Genomic DNA, 17666 nt, shown 5'->3' with positions numbered 1-17666 from the left:
CAAATCGGCAGCATGATTGCCTCGGACGTTCCACTTAAAAATCTCAGAAGACTGTCCGAACGAGCGAAGCCACCTCTGGTCGCCGAGCCGGAGGAAATATGGCTCACGTCACTTCGTGCTACGAAAGCTTTTGTTTAGAACCTTTTGTGTTTCGCGGCCCAGACGCAGCCCGCGCGGGACGAAAGCATGATCGGTTGCTCGCAGTTTCAGTCCAGATCACTAATGTCGCTACGAGCGATCCCGCGTCTCCATTGGAACCGAAGGTCGTTCGACGCTAACGCAGACTGTTTGATTCGATCGGCGTCGCGAATCGTGCGGGCGATAGGTCTGGGGGCTCGTTGTCAGATGGCATCGTCCGTAGACGCACAACTGAGGTATGACCGAAATGTTTGCACCTCCAAATTGGTTTCTGTATTCGTCGTATACGCCAGCGGATACAGCAAAATTCCTCTCCGTCGTATCCATTGCTTACGCAATTGGATTGGGCCAAAGGAGCGTGGCAACGACGTTGGCTCAGCACGGCCGCGTTGGCCGGTGGATCTGCCAACGCACCACTGATGATCGCAAACCGGCCAACTGAGCGGTCTCGATCGAAACGCGGAGCGAGGGGGCCTTAAAATTCTTACAGGAGCAAAAAATGCTCGCCCTTTCAGTACAGGCCATTACCGCAGCACTTCAGCGCATCGCTGAAAAAAGCCCTCATCAACCATCGGATGCAGTCATCAACGCTTTACTCGCTCGCGAGTTGATACATCGAGTTGGAATGCGCTTTGAGCCAACCCAGTTTGGCCGCTCGTATTTCCGCCACGCGTACACCGTCCGGCCGGCGTGGTAAGCAATAGCATCAAAATTCGGGGAGTGTGTCACTCGGGAGACGTGCATGACTCGGCCGGAATTTTCATCCCAAGCGTGGCATAAACACCGAGCAATTGTCTGAGTGCCGCAGAAATGGAGTGTCCGTTATTTTGCTATTCGTAAGTCTCGACTTCTTCGTCCATTAGAACTCTCTCAATGAGAGAATTATTTTCCTGATCCCGTTGACTATTCGAGGGGATTGTTGGAGGTACGGCAATGTGGGAAATAGTCGAGAAAAGTTTTAATGGTTTCGAGATATGGATTAATCTAAATAAACATATTGACGATATTGAGGTTGCGACATACGCGTACGTCGGCTTATTTCGCGAGCATGATGCGAATTATGATGATTTTCAATCATTTGGGCCAGAGGTCGGCGTTCGCTTTAGCGACAGAGAAATGGCAATCGAGGCGTGCTTAGCCACAGGGAAATGCATGATCGGCCGGCGGATTTGTTAGTGAATCGTGCCGGGATTCATGGAGGCGGATTGGTTGAAGTTAATGCAGTGACGTGCATGGGGCGAAGCGCAAAACTGGCGTATCAGTTGATGAGCGTTTATTCTAGACGCCGGTGAAACTGGCGACTCATGGGCGGCGGTGCCGTTACGTAAGGGAACGCCTGGAGGCCAAGTTGCGTGATGTCGATAGTCGTGTTTTTTCCGGTCCTCGGCATGCACCGTTCAATGGGCGAAACAAGCCTCATCGCGGTGACCAGAAATGCGTCAACGGCTGCCGGAGTCGACGCTCGGATCTGCTGCGACAATGATTAAATTCAGTACAGTCCAGGTACACCCATAAAGTTCGCCAAACCTTCAAAAATTTCGCTAACCTATTGTCGCGTAAATACTTTTCGATGTTTCTGCTTACGGTCGCCTTCCTTTAATTTTCCTAGGCATCCACAGTTAGCTGCAAACTCATAATCCCTTGGTCGCTGGTTCGAACCCAGCACGGCCTACCAAAGAAGTAGAAAAGCCCCTGACGGTAACGTCAGGGGCTTTTTTTCTTGGAATCAATGGTTTGTGCAGGGCTTATTGTCTGCGTGCCTTCGTTTTCTCTATGCGGCGAGCGTGTCGACGCTTCACTGCTCAGTGACGGCCTGAGGCGTGTTCCGGAAGCTGATCGCCATGCGGTTATAGGTATTCATCAGGCTGATGGCGATGGTCAGGTCAACCAGCTCGCGTTCATTGAACACTGCGCGGGCAGCGTCGTAGGTCGTGTCCGGTACGCCGGTCTGGGCAACCAGCGTGACCGATTCGGCCCACTCGAGTGCAGCACGCTCACGGTCGTCGAACAGACGCCCCGCTTCCCTCCATGCCTGCACGAGCGCCAGCTTTTCGACCGCCACGCCTTTTTTCAGCAGGTCGCGTGTGTGCATGTCCAGGCAATAGGCACAGTTGTTGATCTGCGAGACGCGCAAGTAGACCAGGTCGACGAGCACCGGCGACAGGTCGCTCTGCATGACGTAGCCGTAGACGCCGCCAAGGGCTTTGACGCCCGCGGGCGCAATCTGGATGTAGTCGAGGCGCTTGCTCATGGGGTAACTCCTTGAAGGGGTGATCTACTTGATGGGGGTGGTCAAGGTTTTGTCGCTGCTGTCCGCGACAAACACGGCGAGCAACTTGGCAGGCCTTGTTTCGCTCGCGTTGCGGCTGATGCGGTGGACCGCGCCGGGCGCTTCGAAGAAGCTCTCGCCGGCCTGATAGACGCGCTTCGGACCGTCATCGACCTGCGACTCGATCTCGCCCGATAAGACGTAGGCGTAAATGAAAGCGGAGCCCGCATGCCTATGCGCGGGCGACGCTGCACCCGGTGCGTAGTCGACGACGACGGCGGTCAACGATTTACCCGGAATGTTGGGAATGGCGTGCCGAAAGTTCGGTGTGACGGTCTCGGCCGCGCCATGCGCTGCGGCCGATACGGCGATGCCCAGAGTCACGGCTGTGCAGGCGGCTCCTAAGATGGATCGAATGTTCATGGATGTCGGGCTCCGTTTGTGTTCCTGCATTGTCGTGTGACACGCGGGCACGCGAAAGCACCAGGAATGAACAGTTTGGATGTACCAAGAAGCAATGACGGAGCGTGTCCCACCGGTCCGTCAGTGGCGCCCGAGAACGAGCTCCAGCAGGCGTGAGCAGTTGGCCGTCAGCGTTCTGTCTTGCAGATTCGTCACGCCGAGCAGCAGCCCCTGCTGCCCCGGATTGCCCGTGTACCAGGGTGAGAGAGGAACCGGGGCGAGTCCGAAAGCTCGCGCCCGCAAAGCGATATCGATATCCGATACCGATCGTGGAAGCGCGACCACGACCGTCATGCCGGCGGAGGCCTGCACTTTGATTGAATCCGAGGCCAGCTGCTTCAGACAGCGAACCAGGGCGTCTTGTCGGGCAGTGTAAAGGCGCTTCATGCGCCGCAGATGGCGAAGATAGTGACCATCGTGCATGAACTCAGTGACGGCGTGTTGCACGGATGCCGCCGGGGCGGGCGAAAGACATGCCGTGATATCGCCGAAGCGGCGTGCCAGGTCCGGCGGGACAACGAGAAATCCCAAGCGCAGCGCCGGGCTGATTGTCTTGCTGAAGGTTCCAATGTGCAGAATCCGGCCGTCCTGATCGAGCGAGGCCAGGGCCGGTGCGGCCCGACCTTTCAACTGCAATTCGCCGAGATAATCGTCCTCGATAATCCAGGCGTCGTGTTGTTTGGCCCAGGCGAGCAGTGAAATCCGTCGAGGGAGCGACATCGTCATCCCGAGCGGTGCCTGCTGGCCGGGTGTTACCACTGCGAGGGCGGCTCTGGGCGCGATCCGCATGCCAGCCTCTATATCGAGCCCGTCCGCGTCTACCGGTACACCTGCCACCGTCATGCCGGCCAGCCCAAGCGCCGTACGCGTGAGCGGAAAGCCAGGCTCCTCCATCCAGGCTTGTCTGCCTTCCACGCGCAGGCCGCGAATCGCCAGATTGAGCGCGCCGGAGAAACCTGCCGTGACGAAGACCTGGGAGGGACTGCATCGAAGCCCGCGAGCGACGCCAAGATACGCCGCGATCTCCTGTCGCAAATCTGGATCGCCGCGGGGATCGGGGTATCCGACAGGAGCCGCTGCCGCTCTGCGCGCCGCGCGTCCCTGAATGCGTGACCAGAGCTTGAACGGAAAGGCGTCTTGAGAAGGCACACCCATCTGAAACGCCAACGGCACCGTGCTGAAGTCGTTGAACAAATCCGGCAGCGGCGGCGCTTCCGGCGACCATGTGGTCGTCGTTGGCAAGGGCCGGGCGGCGATCCGGGTGCCGGCCGCGCCAAGGCCGATCGCGAACTGCTCATCGATCAGACGTTCATAGGCGGCACGCACGGTACCCCGGGACACACCTAGCTGCGCGGCCAAATCCGACCACGAGGGCAGCCGCGCGCCCGCAGCAAGCTGGCCCGACTCGATCGCATTTCGAATCGAGCTGTAAATTTGCACCGACAGCGAGATACGTGCGGCGCGATCGAGGCCAATGGAAAGGGGGGGCATGAACGCGATAGTACATTGGGATTTGTCGAGAATGGACCTTTTCCCTGAACCATGGGAAGCGTAACTTTCTCGGTGTCACGCCGCCAGTCAGTCCCGGCGCCAAATCGGGCGCCCGTCTGGGGCGGTCCGGAAATGACGTGAAGCATGCCGTGCCAGTCGCCTTGCAGGCGCTGGGCAATCGATTTCAACGCAGCCAACCCACTACCTTGAGCCTAATGCATCCATTGTTCCCACGCTTTCTGAGCACGGACGGGGCGTTCGGTAGAACAGAACCACAGGCGCTTGAGTTTGTCGCGTAGTAAATAGACGCACAACAAGGGCTGATTAGCTTGCATTAGCTCGCTCAGATGCACGGATTGTTCCGGACGTGGAACAGGTCGTAGACGATTCCAGTCTGCGGACAGTTCGCCTTGCTTTCAAGCTCGTAGGCCGTTTTCATGTCGATCGCGACGGCCTCAATACGTTAGGCAACGCCCTCGGGGAGTTGCTCAAAAAATGCTCGGGCGGTTTCCCGGGAGCGGTCATTCCACCCACTCAACTCGATACCCGCTCCAGCAATCCCGCGCTTGCAGTGCTTTGCGATCCAGCAATTTGTTCTCAGAACACCGTCCTTATTGGCGTCAGATGATCAATTACCCGGAAAACCTCCGCGGTTCTCCACGACGAACCTTTTGATGTCTGACGTGCCGCCGAGCTGCGGAACATATCGAGCGGAGCCGCTAAGGGATACCGGGTCAGAAGCGATCGGCGCGAAATGGAGACGGGTCGACCAACGTCGGCGCGCCAGTAAGCATCTCGGCAATCAGACGCCCGGTCACGGGGCCGAGCGTCAGACCGTGATGTGCGTGACCGAATGCAAACCAAAGGTCACGATGGTTGGGGGCCGGGCCAATGACCGGGAGCATATCCGGAGTGCAAGGTCGACACCCCATCCACGGCTCGGATTCGACCGGCTTTCCCAGAGGGAACAGCCGTCTCGCCAGGGGTTCGACGGCCGCTAGCTGAACCGGCGTCCGAGGCGCGTCGCGCAGCGCAAGTTCGACGCCCGTTGTCAGACGAATTCCCTGGTTCATCGGCGCCAGCAAAAAGCCGCTTTCGGCATCCAACACCGGTTGATTCAGTTGTGCGCCGGTGTCGGGCAAAAAGTGCCGGTGATAGCCGCGCTTGACCGCCAGCGGCAGCCGGTAACCCAGCGCACGCGTAATGGTGTCGGACCAAGGCCCCATTGCCACGACGGCGTGCCGACCTTCGATTTCCCCCTCGAGGGTCTGTACGCGCCAATGCGGCTTCAACGTGGTCGCATCGCCGCGCATGATGTGCCCACCTATCGATGTGAAGTACTGCGCGTAGCGGGTAACCAATTCGCCGGGATCGCGAATCGAACTCGAGGCCGTATGTCGAATGGCCCCGATGAGCGTTGCCGAGAGCGACGGCTCATCCCTCTGAAGTTGCGCTGCGTCGAGTCGTTCGAAGGGCACACCGTACTCACGTTGCCAGCGCTCGGTATCGAGAAGCGCCGCGTCGAACGCATCACGCCGATGGAAGACCTTTAGCCACCCGCCTTCGCGTAGCAGATCGTCCGCACCCGCACGTTTGATGAGTGCCTGGTGCTCGGTCAAGCAATGCTCGATCAGTGTGCTGTATTGACGGGCGATGCGGGCATGTCGTTGCGGCGCGGAGTGATGCCAATACCGTACGAGAAATGGGGCGATGCTCGGCAGCGCCGACGGGTGATAGCGCACATCCGTGGATTGATTTCGCGCATAGTGAAGCAGCGTTCCGATGTCGCGAGGAAACGCGTACGGATACACGCCTTCACGCTGTATCAATCCGGCGTTGCCAAATGACGTTTCCCGACCGGGCCTGCTACGGTCGATGAGCGCGGTCGCAAGGCCACGACTCTGCAAATGGATAGCCGTCGAGACGCCGACGATCCCGGCCCCGAGTACCAGAACATCGAATTTCATGATGGAGACACTGTCGTTATCCCATTGTCGTGGCTAGCCGCGTGGTCGCGTCGCAACGCCACAGTGGGCGGTTTGAATAGGTCAACCGATTCCCAATGGCGTCGTGAACGCCCAATCGTAGATGTCACCTGGCAAATGCCGCACGGACCTAGGCCAACGCCGTCACGGCAACTTCCACGTCGCAGCCGGCTCGCATCAACAGTGATTGAACACACGCGCGCGTTGGTGCATTTCCCTGCGGAATCCAGGCGTCCCATACGCGGTTGAACTCGTCAAAATAACGAGCATCGGAAAGCCAGATGTTCGCCGTCAGAAGACGTGTTTTGTCGACGCCCGCCTCGGCGAGTAGCCCATCGATTTGCGTCAAGACTTCGTTCGTCTGCTCGGGAATCGTGGCGTATTGCGTAATCGGCACTTGCCCGGCCAGATATACAACACCCCCCGCAATGACCACCTGACTCATGCGGACATTGGTATGCAAACGCGTGATTTCTTTGTTCATTTTTTGGCTCGGAGAAGAATGACGATACGGCGGTCAACGCAGACGCAAGGCATACGTGACTGTTCCGGTTATCATATATGAGAATTTACGTTCTCGTATACGAGAAAATGCTAAGAAATCAACGCAATCGGTTTCATGTGTTCGGTTCGTATTGTCTGGACCGTGCACGCTCAGTGAAGGTCCTATGACGCCACCTACACCCAAGAAGCCTGCGTCGTCAGGCAAGCACAAGCGCGACGACGGCCAAGTCAGTCATGAAACGGTGGGCGCCCGACTGCGAAGCGCGCGCAAGGAGAACGGGCTGACACTCAAGACGTTGAGCGAGCGCTCAGGCGTCGCTGTATCGACCATCTCAAAGGCGGAGCGCGGCGACATTGCGCTCACCTACGATAAGTTTGGCGCGCTTGCCCGTGCACTCGGCCTGGATTACTCGGCCATTTTCGGGCATGGCAACAACGAACTCAGCGCAGGGATGAGTCCATCGTTCACTGAAGCGGGAAAGCAAACGATATACGAGACCCCCAACTATCGCTATGGCATGATCGCTTCCGACCTTGCCAATAAGCGCATGGTGCCGATGCGTGCACACATCCGCGCGCGCAAGCTGGAAGATTTTCCTGACTATATTCGCCACGCGGGCGAAGAGTTCGTGTTCGTTTTGTCAGGCAGTTTGTTGCTGCGGTTTGAAAATGGCAGCGAATTCCGGCTGGCGCCAGGCGATAGTCTTTATTTCGACAGTGGCGTGGGGCACGTCTATCTGAGCGAGCACGATTCTGGCGTCGACGCCGTCGTCTGCTGTGTAGACATGCATGTTCCGCCCGCAATGTCGCGCTCGCGATGAGGGTCGACAGGGACTCGCCACTCGTTGTTGAGTCGGACAACACCGGCCGGATGGAGCGAACCTTTTCCGGTGGATCTCGACGATTTTGTGGACGCCTATCGTCGGGTGCCGGTCATCTGGGACTTCTGGGCGCTTGACTCGGTGTCGGGTATCCAGGCGGTGAAACGAAGTCAGTGAGCCCGCGACGGTACGTCAAGGGCTTTTTTTTGACTCAATCCGCTGCGACATCGAAATGCCGTCTAGCCGCGATTGTCGACCCAGTCACGCGCCCACGTGGTGGCGTGTCCCAGGGCCTGCGTTTCGTTGTCGAAATAGTCGAGCGCGTAGAAATTGTACGAAACCGGATCGGCGTCCAGGGGACCGCCTCTGACGAGCAGGAGGTTGGCAGCAAACCAGCCGTCCGAGAGTTGGTGCGCGGACGGGGCAATTGAATAGCCGTTGTATTGGTGGTGATGTTCGATATTTTGCATTAGCGATTGTCGAGCGCACACATGGCATTCGCGCCATACAAGCAAGACAATTTGAAAGTTGGGGGAAGACGGGGTGTGTCTAAACGACAAACGATGCACACGTTGAGGTGTGGCGATCGGATCGGGGGGGGAGCGTCGCTGCGCGAGGAAGCGCGCGCGTGAGGCAGACAAGCGAAGGGCCGGAAGACCGGCCCTTGAAATACGTTACAGCGGGGTGATATTCGAGGCCTGCATGCCCTTCGGGCCACGCTTCGTCTCGTAGCTCACCTTCTGGTTCTCCGCGAGCGTCTTGAATCCATCGCCACGAACTTCCGAGAAGTGAGCGAAGAGATCATCGCCGCCAGCGTCAGGAGTAATGAAGCCAAAGCCCTTGCTATCGTTGAACCACTTAACAGTACCGGTATCCATATTGAATCCTTGAAATAAAAAATACAGCTCCACTGCGGAGCGACAAAAACTTCAAGGAAGAGGAGAGGACAACGAGTACCGCGCAGACAAGGCGGAAAATGGTGATCAGCAATCGAGCTTCTTGAATATTTCGAAGCCCAGAATACAGGGGCGGATCGGGAATGTCAAAGCATATCGTGATCCGCGCCCACTATCGGGCAATACATTGTTTCGCGTAAGTCGTGCGCCAGAAAGGAGGCGGGCATCCACCGGCACCGCACACGCGCATTTGATTCCGCTGTCGGCGCCAACCAGGATCCCACGTCCCACCGCGCTCATACGCCGTAGAACCGCTCGCAAAACGCGGCACTCGCCCCGAGCTTCCGGGACAAATCGGCTGCGGCGCGCAATTGCGGGACCACCAGCTCGCCGGATTCATGCGCAGCATTCAGTCTCGACGCCGGACCGGAGAGCGTGAGTGCCGCCATGAACTTGTCATCGGTACCGAACACCGGCGTCGCAAACGCCGCGGTATGCACGTCGCGCGCACCCGACGTGAAAATGGGGATCGTCGGCGGTTGCTCGTACAGCGGCTCGTTCAACCCCCAGACCCGAATGACCTGGCCGATGGCCGTGTCGTCCAGCGGCAGCGACGTGCCCGGAAGGCGCGTCTCACGCAGCCCCTCGGACGGCTCAACCCGGAACAGGCAAAGCCGGTTGCCATTCTCGTGCACGTAGTACGATGCGCTTTCCTTCGCCAGCGCAGCCAGATCAAACAACACCGGCTCGACCACCGTCGACAGGTGAAACGATTGCTCGAACAGCTTGCCCAGATATAGCAGTCGATGGCCGAGCGCATAGTTGCCCGATGACGAGCGCACCACATAGCCCATTCGTTCAAGCGAGTTCATCAGTCGGTACACGGTCGTCTTGTGCATCCCGGTCGCCTGCGAAAGCGTACCGAGAGAATGCGATTCCGCACCCGGCTTGAAACAGTCGAGCAGCGATAGCGCTTTCTCGACCGCGGCGACCCCGTCGTTCCCCATCCCGATCCCCCGTCAAATAGATGCCATTGTACATCGTACAGCATCAATTCACCTAGTAAAAGGGTAAACGCTAGTGCCGATCATGCGTCGCCTGTCTTATAGTTATTTCACTCTGTACATTAGCTCTGTACATCGTACAGCGCGTCATTTGAGGTCAAATTATGAGCACGACTCCCGCAGGCACTTCCATTCAACGAAACATCGAGCGCGTCTCGCCCGAGCTTGTCGAGGCGGCAGCCAAGTATCAGGCCGCCATTCTTGCCGACGTCGCCGGCCGTCGCGGCACGGTGCACGGGCGGGTGAAGCCGCTGTCCCCAAAGATGAAAGTCGCGGGTCCGGCCATTACTGTCGAAGTCCGCCAGGGCGATAATCTGGCTATCCATGCCGCGCTGGCGATCGCCCAGCCGGGCGACGTCATCGTGGTCGACGGCAAGGGCGACGTGAGCTGCGCGCTGCTCGGAGAAATCATGGCCACTCAGGCAAAGGCGACCGGCATCGCGGGCATCATCATCGACGCTGCCGTGCGCGACGCGCACGAACTCGCCAACGGCGACTACCCGATTTTCTCGGCAGGCCTGAATCCGTGCGGCCCGACCAAGAGCGTGGCCGGCCTGGTGAATTCGCCCATCTCGCTGGGCGGCACCGCGGTGAATCCTGGTGACCTCGTGGTCGGCGATGCCGATGGCGTTGTCGTCATTGCACGGCAGGACGTGGCGCGCATCATCGATCTGGCGCAAAAGAAGCTCGAAGCAGAAACGGCGCGCATCGACGGCATTCTGCGCGGCGAGCAGTTGCGTCCGGCGTGGGTCGAGAAGGAATTGCGGGCCGCCGGCATGCTGGCCGAAGGTGAGACGCTGTAATGACTGCCGTGACGCAAAAGCCGGTTCTGCTGGTCACCGCCGCTGACCTCGCCCCCGAAGCCATCGCCATGCTCGACGCCTTCGAGCTGATCTTCGCGGGAAAGCAGCCCACGGAAGACGACATCGTCGCCCTGTGTGAACACCACAAGCCCGTTGCCATCATCGTGCGCTACGGAAAGATCAATGCCCGGATCATGGACGCGGCAGCGAATCTGCGCGTGATCTCCAAGCACGGCAGCGGCATCGACGTCATCGACCAAGCGGCGGCAAAGGAGCGGGGTATCGCCGTGCTGGCCGCCGTCGGGGCGAACGCCGCCGCCGTCGCCGAGCATGCCTGGGCGCTCATCCTCGCTTGCGCCAAGGCGGTCCCCCATCTGGACGCTCGCCTGCGAGCTGGCCATTGGGACAAGGCCACGCACAAGTCGGTCGAACTGGAGGGCCGCACGCTCGGTCTCGTGGGCTTGGGGGCCATTGGGCGCCGGGTCGCCGCCGTGGGCTTGTCATTCGGGATGACAGTCGTGGCATTCGACCCGTATGCGAAAGAGGCACCGCAAGGCGTCAAGCTCGTGTCGCTCGAGGCACTGTATGCGGCGTCGGACGTCGTGTCGCTGCACTGTCCGCTCACCGCTGAGAACCGTCAGATGCTCAACCGCGAAACGCTCAGCCGCTTCAAGCCGGGTGCCATTCTCGTCAACACGGCGCGCGGTGGCCTCATCGACGAAGCGGCGCTCGCGCAGGCACTCGCCAGCGGGCAACTGCGTGCGGCGGGTCTCGATAGTTTCGATGTCGAGCCGATGGCCATGCCCCATCCGTTCCAGGGCATTCCCAACGTCATCTTGTCCCCGCACATCGGCGGCGTGAGCGACGCGGCCTACGTGAACATGGGGAAGGGCGCGGCCGCCAACGTGCTTGCCGTCGTCAACGCGCCGGCACGCAACGCCGCCTAGCGTTCGAATCCAGGGGGCAGCGCATGTTCTTTCTCACAACACCCGAAGTGCGCGAAGCGGACGTCTTCACGCGCATGCCGGCGCGGTTCCGCAAGCCCGATGTCCAGACCGACTGGGCGCTGGCGAATCGCGGCGGCATGGCCACCGACTCGTTCCTGGAAGGACCCGTCTGGGATCCGGCCGGCTACCTGTTCGTGACCGACATTCCGCACGGGCGCATTTTCCGTATTTCGTCCTCGGGCGAATGGGATCTCGTCGTGCAGTACGACGGTGAACCGAACGGGATGAAGCGTTTCGACGACGCGCATCTGCTCATCACCGACTATCGCAACGGCCTGATGCTGCTCGATATCGCGCGCGGTGAGGTTCGTCCGTACCTCGAGCGTCGCAATACCGAGCGCTTCCGCGGTGTGAACGATCTCACCTTCGATTCACGCGGCAACCTGTACTTCACCGATCAGGGACAGACCGGCCTGCACGATCCCACGGGCCGCGTCTATCGCCTCTCGCCAGACGGCAAGCTGGACACGCTGCTGAGCCAGTGCCCGAGTCCCAACGGGCTGGGGCTCTCGCCGGACGAAAAGGTCCTCTTCGTCGCCATGACGCGGGGCAACTGCGTCTGGCGCGTGCCATTGCAGTCCGACGGCTCGGTCAGCAAGGTCGGCCAGTTCTTCACCTCTTACGGCCCCAGTGGGCCTGATGGCCTGACGGTCGACGTCAGCGGGCGGCTCTTCATCGCGAATCCGGGCCTCGGTCGCGCATGGGTGCTCAACCACCGCGCCGAGCCGGAGGTCATACTCACCAGCCCGGAAGGGGCGTCGCTCACGAATCTGTGCTTCGGTGGCCCCGACATGCAAACGCTGTTCATGACGGAGTCGGTCACGGGCACCGTGCTCAAAGCCGAGATGACGATTCCCGGGCCGCTGCCCAAACAGGCGAAGACGAAGTCCTGACGTTTGATCACCGGGTGGTCTGCCCGGTGCCCCCTATAAATGGAAATCGCACCATAAGTAGTGCGGTGGAGGAGCAAGCATGACCCTTTCGCAAACCATCACCGCCGCGCCCGCCGCCACCGGGCGCGACACGCCGCACAGTCAGCCCTTCGCGAGCGACGAGTATGCCGCGAGCGAGCGAACGCTTGCCAAGGCGTTCTGGCGGATTCTGCCTTTCATCTTTCTCTGCTATGTCGTGAGCTACCTCGACAGAACCAACGTCGGCTTCGCCGCGTTAACGATGAACAAGGATCTCGGGCTGACCGCAGAACAGTTTGGCCTTGGCGCAGGGTTGTTCTTCATCGGGTATTTCCTCTTCGAAATCCCGAGCAATCTCATCATGCAGAAGGTCGGCGCGCGCGTGTGGATCGCGCGCATCATGATTACCTGGGGCTTGTTCTCGATGGCCACGGCCTTCGTCGTCGGCCCCAAGAGCTTCGCGGCCGCGCGCTTTCTTCTCGGCCTCGCCGAAGCGGGCTTCACGCCCGGCATTTATCTCTATTTCACGCACTGGTTCCCGGGGAAATGGCGCGCGAAGGTCACCGCCGCGTTCCTCGTCGGCATTCCCGTCGCGAACATGTTCGGCTCGCCGATTTCGGGGGCGTTGCTGCAACTGGGCGGCCTGCACGGTCTGCGCAGTTGGCAATGGCTGCTGCTCATGGAAGGCCTGCCGGCGGTGGTCCTCGGTGTGGTTTGCCTCTTCGTGCTGGCCGACCGGCCGGCGAAAGCGAAGTGGCTGACGCAGGCCGAGCGAACGCTCCTGGAGCGGCGCATCGCGCACGAGCAGCGCGACATCGGGACCAAGCATGGCAGCAGCCTGCGTGACGCCATGACGAACTGGCGGGTCTTCGTGCTGGCGTTCATCAACTTCTGCGGCATCGTGGGCTCGCTGGGTGTCGGCCTCTGGATGCCGCAAATCATCAAGCAGTTTGGCGTTGCGCACTCGGTGGTGGGCTGGCTGACCTCGATTCCGTACGCCATCGGTGCGGTCGTCATGATCGTGTGGGCACGCGTCGCGAATCGTGCGAAGCACCGCATTCCGTATGTCGCCGGCGCCCTGGGGGTCGCGGCGGTGGCGCTTTGCATCAGCACGTTCGTCGACGCGCCGGTGCTCAAGCTGATTGCGTTGAGCTTTACCGTCAGCGGCATTCTCGCGTTCCAGGCGACTTACTGGGCCATTCCGTCTGGCTTCCTCACCGGACGCGCCGCCGCCGGTGGCCTTGCGTTGATCGTCTCGGTCGGAAATCTCGGTGGGTTTGTCGGACCCTCGATGATCGGTGCGCTCAAGCACGTCTCGGGCGGCTTCACCGCACCGTTGATTGCTGTGTCGGCCTTCTTGCTGGTGGGCGCACTGACCACGGCATGGCTGGGCGACCCCGGGGCGAACGCTGGCGAAGCGGTGTCCGATCCGGGACACGATGGGGTCGACGCCGCAAACGGCATGCGCTCGAACGGCTGACGGGGACCGCGCCATGCAAATCGTCCATGCGCCTCACCTGCCGGTTCGCGAAGCATGGCTGGCCTTGCGCGAAGAAGCCGCGCTCGAACCGGCGCTGCCCATCGTCGACGCGCATCACCATCTCTGGGACCGTCAAACCGGGCGGTATCTCGCCGATGAATTCGGCAAGGATGTCGCGAGCGGGCACCGCATTGTGTCGACGGTCTACGTCCAGTGTCGATCGATGCTCCGACGCGATGGTCCGGAGCCGATGAAACCGCTCGGAGAAGTCGAGTTCGCCAACGGTGTCGCGGCGATGTTCGCCAGTGGGGCTTACGGGCCGACGAGGGTCTGCCAGGCCATCGTCGGGGGCGCGGACCTGACGCTGGGGCGGGATCTGGAGAGCGTACTCGAGGCCATGCTGCAGGCGTCCGGGGGCAGGCTGCGCGGGATTCGCAATCCGCTCGCGTGGCACGAGAGTCCTGCGGTCAGCTCCAGCCCCGTCACGCCGCCGCGCGACCTCATGGAAAACCCGGCGTTTCAGCAAGGCGTGCGAACCCTCGCGAAGCACCGCCTGTCGCTCGATGCCTGGGTTTATCACACGCAACTCGATCAGTTGTATGCGCTGGCGCTGAGTGCACCGGAGGTGACTGTCGTCATCGATCACTTTGGCGGCCCCCTGGGCGTCGGGCCTCACGCCAACGCCGCAGAGGACGTTCGGGCGCGCTGGACGCGCGGGCTGGCGCGACTGGCCAGTCTGCCGAACACCGTGATCAAGTTGGGGGGTGCGGGCCTGAGCGTGTTCGGTTTCGGGTTCGCCGCAAACGAATTGCCCCCGTCGTCCGACATGCTCGCCGCCGCATGGCGGCCGTATTTCGACACCTGCCTCGACCTCTTCGGTGCGAACCGCTGCCTGTTCGAGAGCAATTTCCCCGTCGACAAGGGGATGTTCAGCTACGGCGTTCTGTGGAATGCCTTCAAAAGATTGGCGAGTGCGATGTCGGCCGATGAAAAGGCGGCGCTGTTCAGCCGCACGGCCGCGTCGGTCTATCGCTTAGATATGTCAGGAGACAAAGAATGAAGACTAGTGCAAGCCTCTCCGAGGCAAGCCTCACCGATATGGGACACGCGAGCGGCTACAAGGCCATCACCAAGGGCGAATGGCGCTCGCTCTCGCTGGCTGGCCTGGGATGGACGTTCGAGAGCTACGACTCGTTCCTGCTCTCGCTTTTGCTGCCGACACTGGCCCTTCAGTTTGGATTGAGCAAGGCGCAGCTCGGCCTGTTCACCAGCATCACGGCGGCCGGACAGATCGTCGGCGGCATTCTCTTCGGTTACGTCTCCGACCGCCTGGGACGCGTGCGCACGGCGCTGCTGTGCATTGGCATCTACTCGCTGTTTTCCGGCTTGCTGGCGTTCGCGCCCAACGAGCATTGGTTTGCGACGCTGCGCTTCTTCGGGGCGTTGGGCATGGGCGGGACATGGACTGCCGGTGCAGCCCTCATTGCGGAGACCTGGCATGCGAGCCGTCGCGGCAAGGGTGGGGCGCTTATGCAGATGGGGCTGCCCATCGGCGCCATTCTCGCGATTGCGATTTCCGGCATCGTGAGCGCCGCGTACGGTGGTCTTGTCGACAGCGGTTGGCGTCTGCTTTTCCTGATTGGCGCGCTGCCGTTTTTCATCCTCTTCTGGGTGGCACGCAAGACGCCTGAGTCGCCTATCTGGCTCGAGCGGCGGCAGGCGAGCGCAACGCCCGCGAGCGGCGCCCAGGCGAGCGACGAGAAGCTCAACGTTCGCGGTCTTCTGCTCGCGTTCACGTTCATCTTCTTCCTGCAATACCTCTACTGGGGGGTGTTCACCTGGACGCCGACATTCCTCGTCACGGTGAAACACCTCGACTTCGTGCATAGCCTGAAGTTTGTGCTCTCACTTCAGTTCGGCGCCATCACGGGGTTCCTGCTGTTCTCGGCCTTTGTCGACCGCCTCGGTCGCCGTCCGATGTTCCTGGCCTATCTGCTGGTGGGCGCGGGGGCTGTGCTCGTGTACATCGTGTCGGCGAATGCGGCGCTGCTCATGGTGGCGATATTCTTCACGGGCTTCAGCGTCAACGGGATTTTCGCCGGCGCCGGGCCGTTCCTCGCGGAGATCATCGGGAACACGTCAAAGCGGGGGTTCCTCATGGGACTCGCTTACAACGGCGGACGACTCGGCGGCTTTATCGCACCGTTGGTCATTGGCGCCCTGGCGTCGACGTCGGGTGGTTTCGTCCTCGGCCTGTCGACGACGATTGTCGCCTTCATTGCGGCGGCGATCGTCGTCTTCTTCGCACCGGAAACCCGGGGAAAGACGCTTGCGTGAGCGCGGCGCACGCGCCGGGCGTGTGCATCGCCTGCGCGGCGATGGCCGCCATATGGGGCCCGAGGGGCGCCGTGTCGGCAGCCGGGGTCAGGTCCGATATCGCCCGATATCGCCCGGCAACGATTCAGAGAACATAATAAATTTGGAGACAACGATGCAACTCGCGGGTGTCACGGAGCAATCCGAAATTGAGCGCCAGACCCTACGCAAGGTCGTATGGCGACTCGTGCCATTTTTGATGGTGTGTTATCTGCTCGCTTTCATCGACCGGGGCAACGTCGGCATGGCTTCGCTCCAGATGAATCACGATCTGGGCATGTCGGCCCGTGTATTCGGATTCGGCAGCAGCCTGTTCTTCATCTCCTACTTCTTCTGCGAAGTGCCTAGCAACCTGGCGCTTCAGAAGTATGGCGCGCGCCTCTGGATCGCTCGCATCATGATCACGTGGGGCATCGTGTCGGCGGCGATGGCGCTGGTGCACAACGCGACGAGCTTCTACATCCTTCGATTCCTGCTGGGCGCGGCCGAAGCGGGCTTCTTTCCAGGGGTTCTGCTGTACCTCTCGTACTGGATTCCCACGTCGTATCGCGCGCGCATCGTGGCCACGTTCATGGTCGCCATTCCGGCGGCAAGCTTCATCGGCTCGCCGATTTCCGCGTTGCTGCTCCAGATGGACGGTGTCGCTGGGCTGCGCGGTTGGCACTGGCTCTTCATCCTGGAGGGCGTGCCCACGATCCTGCTCGGCATCGCCTGCCTGTTCCTCCTGACCAACAAGCCGAAAGACGCGAAATGGCTCAACGAGGACGAACGGACATGGCTCGCGAACACGCTCGCCGCGGAGCACAAGGCGCCGAAGAAGGTCGCGTCGATGCCGTTGACGAAGCTCTTCCGCAACCGGTACGTGCTGTGCCTGGCGCTCGTCGACACCTGCGCCTCGGCCGCGGGCAGCACGTTGTCCGTCTGGCAACCGCAGTTACTGAAATCGTTTGGCCTCACGGTCATGCAGACCGGTTTGTTGAACGCCGTGCCCTATGCGCTGTCGTCGGTGTTGATGGTGTATTGGGGCCGCCGGTCGGACCGGCTGGGAGAACGCCGCTGGCATACCGTCGTGCCGATGCTGCTGATTGGTCTCGGTTTGTTTGGCACGTCGCTGAGCGGGTCGCTGGCGCCGACGCTCTGCATGCTCTGCGCGGTGTTGGTTGGCGCCTACTCGTTCAAGGGCCCGTTCTGGGCGCTTGCGACCGACATGCTGTCGAACAGCGCGGTCGCGGCCGGTCTCGCCACGGTCAACGCCATCGCTAACCTGCTGGGCGGCGGACTGATGGTAAATGTCTACGGGTGGGTCAAGGCGGCGACGGGCAGCTATGCGCTCGCGCTGATGCCGCTCGCGGTGCTGACCCTCGTGAGCGTGGCCACGCTGCTGCTCCTGACGCGCAAGGGCGGCGAATCACAGCTGACCGGCAAGACGGAGGCGGCTTGAGTATGAAGCCCGAACCCG

17 protein-coding genes and 1 pseudogene are annotated in these 17666 nt (G+C 60.8%); 9 read left to right on the top strand and 9 right to left on the bottom strand.

The features are described 5' to 3' along the window. Nucleotides 1-637: 637 nt before the first annotated feature. Entirely contained in the window at nt 638-835 is a 198-nt protein-coding gene (locus PCE31107_RS22410; protein WP_150610712.1) for a hypothetical protein, read from the top strand. Between the two features lie 1098 nt (nt 836-1933). On the opposite strand, the gene PCE31107_RS22405 is transcribed toward PCE31107_RS22410, so the two are convergent. The 6 genes and pseudogenes from PCE31107_RS22405 to PCE31107_RS22380 form a co-directional block, all read right to left on the bottom strand. Next, on the bottom strand, nt 1934-2389 hold the full coding sequence (locus PCE31107_RS22405; protein WP_130026436.1) for a carboxymuconolactone decarboxylase family protein: 456 nt from the start codon (nt 2387-2389) through the stop codon (nt 1934-1936). A 24-nt stretch (nt 2390-2413) separates the two neighbouring features. Continuing rightward, on the bottom strand, nt 2414-2830 hold the full coding sequence (locus PCE31107_RS22400; protein ID WP_150610715.1) for a cupin domain-containing protein: 417 nt from the start codon (nt 2828-2830) through the stop codon (nt 2414-2416). A gap of 120 nt (nt 2831-2950) precedes the next feature. Next, nucleotides 2951-4360, bottom strand: coding sequence for a MocR-like pyridoxine biosynthesis transcription factor PdxR (gene pdxR, locus PCE31107_RS22395; RefSeq protein ID WP_150610711.1), 1410 nt, complete (start codon nt 4358-4360; stop codon nt 2951-2953). A gap of 140 nt (nt 4361-4500) precedes the next feature. Then, a pseudogene (locus PCE31107_RS22390) lies at nt 4501-4880 on the bottom strand (transposase); the annotation flags it as partial. A 214-nt stretch (nt 4881-5094) separates the two neighbouring features. Further along, nucleotides 5095-6327 (bottom strand): NAD(P)/FAD-dependent oxidoreductase, encoded by a 1233-nt coding sequence (locus PCE31107_RS22385; RefSeq protein WP_150610710.1) that lies wholly within the window; start codon nt 6325-6327, stop codon nt 5095-5097. Between the two features lie 148 nt (nt 6328-6475). Continuing rightward, nucleotides 6476-6829, bottom strand: coding sequence for a RidA family protein (locus PCE31107_RS22380; RefSeq protein ID WP_150610709.1), 354 nt, complete (start codon nt 6827-6829; stop codon nt 6476-6478). 184 nt (nt 6830-7013) lie between these two features. Between PCE31107_RS22380 and PCE31107_RS22375 the strand changes: the two genes are divergently transcribed. Next, the gene (locus PCE31107_RS22375) at nt 7014-7670 is read left to right on the top strand and encodes a helix-turn-helix domain-containing protein (RefSeq protein ID WP_150610714.1); all 657 of its coding nucleotides are present in this window, start codon (nt 7014-7016) and stop codon (nt 7668-7670) included. Nucleotides 7671-7909: 239 nt separating this feature from the next. Here PCE31107_RS22375 and PCE31107_RS22370 read toward each other — a convergent pair whose 3' ends face one another. The 3 genes from PCE31107_RS22370 to PCE31107_RS22360 form a co-directional block, all read right to left on the bottom strand. Then, entirely contained in the window at nt 7910-8140 is a 231-nt protein-coding gene (locus PCE31107_RS22370) for a hypothetical protein (protein WP_130026431.1), read from the bottom strand. A gap of 204 nt (nt 8141-8344) precedes the next feature. After that, on the bottom strand, nt 8345-8548 hold the full coding sequence (locus tag PCE31107_RS22365) for a cold-shock protein (RefSeq protein WP_017231945.1): 204 nt from the start codon (nt 8546-8548) through the stop codon (nt 8345-8347). Between the two features lie 314 nt (nt 8549-8862). Beyond that, nucleotides 8863-9573, bottom strand: coding sequence for an IclR family transcriptional regulator (locus tag PCE31107_RS22360; RefSeq protein ID WP_130026430.1), 711 nt, complete (start codon nt 9571-9573; stop codon nt 8863-8865). Nucleotides 9574-9734: 161 nt separating this feature from the next. Here PCE31107_RS22360 and PCE31107_RS22355 point away from each other — a divergent pair, with 161 nt between their 5' ends. The 7 genes from PCE31107_RS22355 (at nt 9735) to PCE31107_RS22325 (ending at nt 17648) form a co-directional block, all read left to right on the top strand. Continuing rightward, nucleotides 9735-10433, top strand: a complete 699-nt coding sequence (locus tag PCE31107_RS22355) for an RraA family protein (RefSeq protein ID WP_017231947.1) — start codon at nt 9735-9737, stop codon at nt 10431-10433. After that, entirely contained in the window at nt 10433-11380 is a 948-nt protein-coding gene (locus PCE31107_RS22350; protein ID WP_130026429.1) for an NAD(P)-dependent oxidoreductase, read from the top strand. Before PCE31107_RS22355 ends, PCE31107_RS22350 begins: the two co-directional genes overlap by 1 nt. Before the next feature lie 23 nt (nt 11381-11403). Continuing rightward, nucleotides 11404-12333 (top strand): SMP-30/gluconolactonase/LRE family protein, encoded by a 930-nt coding sequence (locus PCE31107_RS22345; RefSeq protein ID WP_150610708.1) that lies wholly within the window; start codon nt 11404-11406, stop codon nt 12331-12333. Nucleotides 12334-12412: 79 nt separating this feature from the next. Continuing rightward, the gene (locus tag PCE31107_RS22340) at nt 12413-13831 is read left to right on the top strand and encodes an MFS transporter (protein ID WP_150610707.1); all 1419 of its coding nucleotides are present in this window, start codon (nt 12413-12415) and stop codon (nt 13829-13831) included. Nucleotides 13832-13844: 13 nt separating this feature from the next. Beyond that, the gene (locus PCE31107_RS22335) at nt 13845-14891 is read left to right on the top strand and encodes an amidohydrolase family protein (RefSeq protein ID WP_150610706.1); all 1047 of its coding nucleotides are present in this window, start codon (nt 13845-13847) and stop codon (nt 14889-14891) included. A gap of 38 nt (nt 14892-14929) precedes the next feature. Further along, nucleotides 14930-16168 carry an MFS transporter gene (locus PCE31107_RS22330; RefSeq protein ID WP_246181942.1) on the top strand — a complete coding sequence of 413 codons (1239 nt, stop codon included), beginning with the start codon at nt 14930-14932 and terminating at the stop codon, nt 16166-16168. Nucleotides 16169-16322: 154 nt separating this feature from the next. Further along, a complete protein-coding gene (locus tag PCE31107_RS22325) occupies nt 16323-17648 on the top strand; it encodes an MFS transporter (RefSeq protein WP_130026425.1) in 1326 nt (441 codons plus the stop codon). Nucleotides 17649-17666: the final 18 nt, after the last annotated feature.

The sequence above is a fragment of the Pandoraea cepalis genome (assembly GCF_902459625.1).
GTDB lineage: Bacteria > Pseudomonadota > Gammaproteobacteria > Burkholderiales > Burkholderiaceae > Pandoraea > Pandoraea cepalis.
This window is presented reverse-complemented; position numbering and strand designations above follow the sequence as displayed.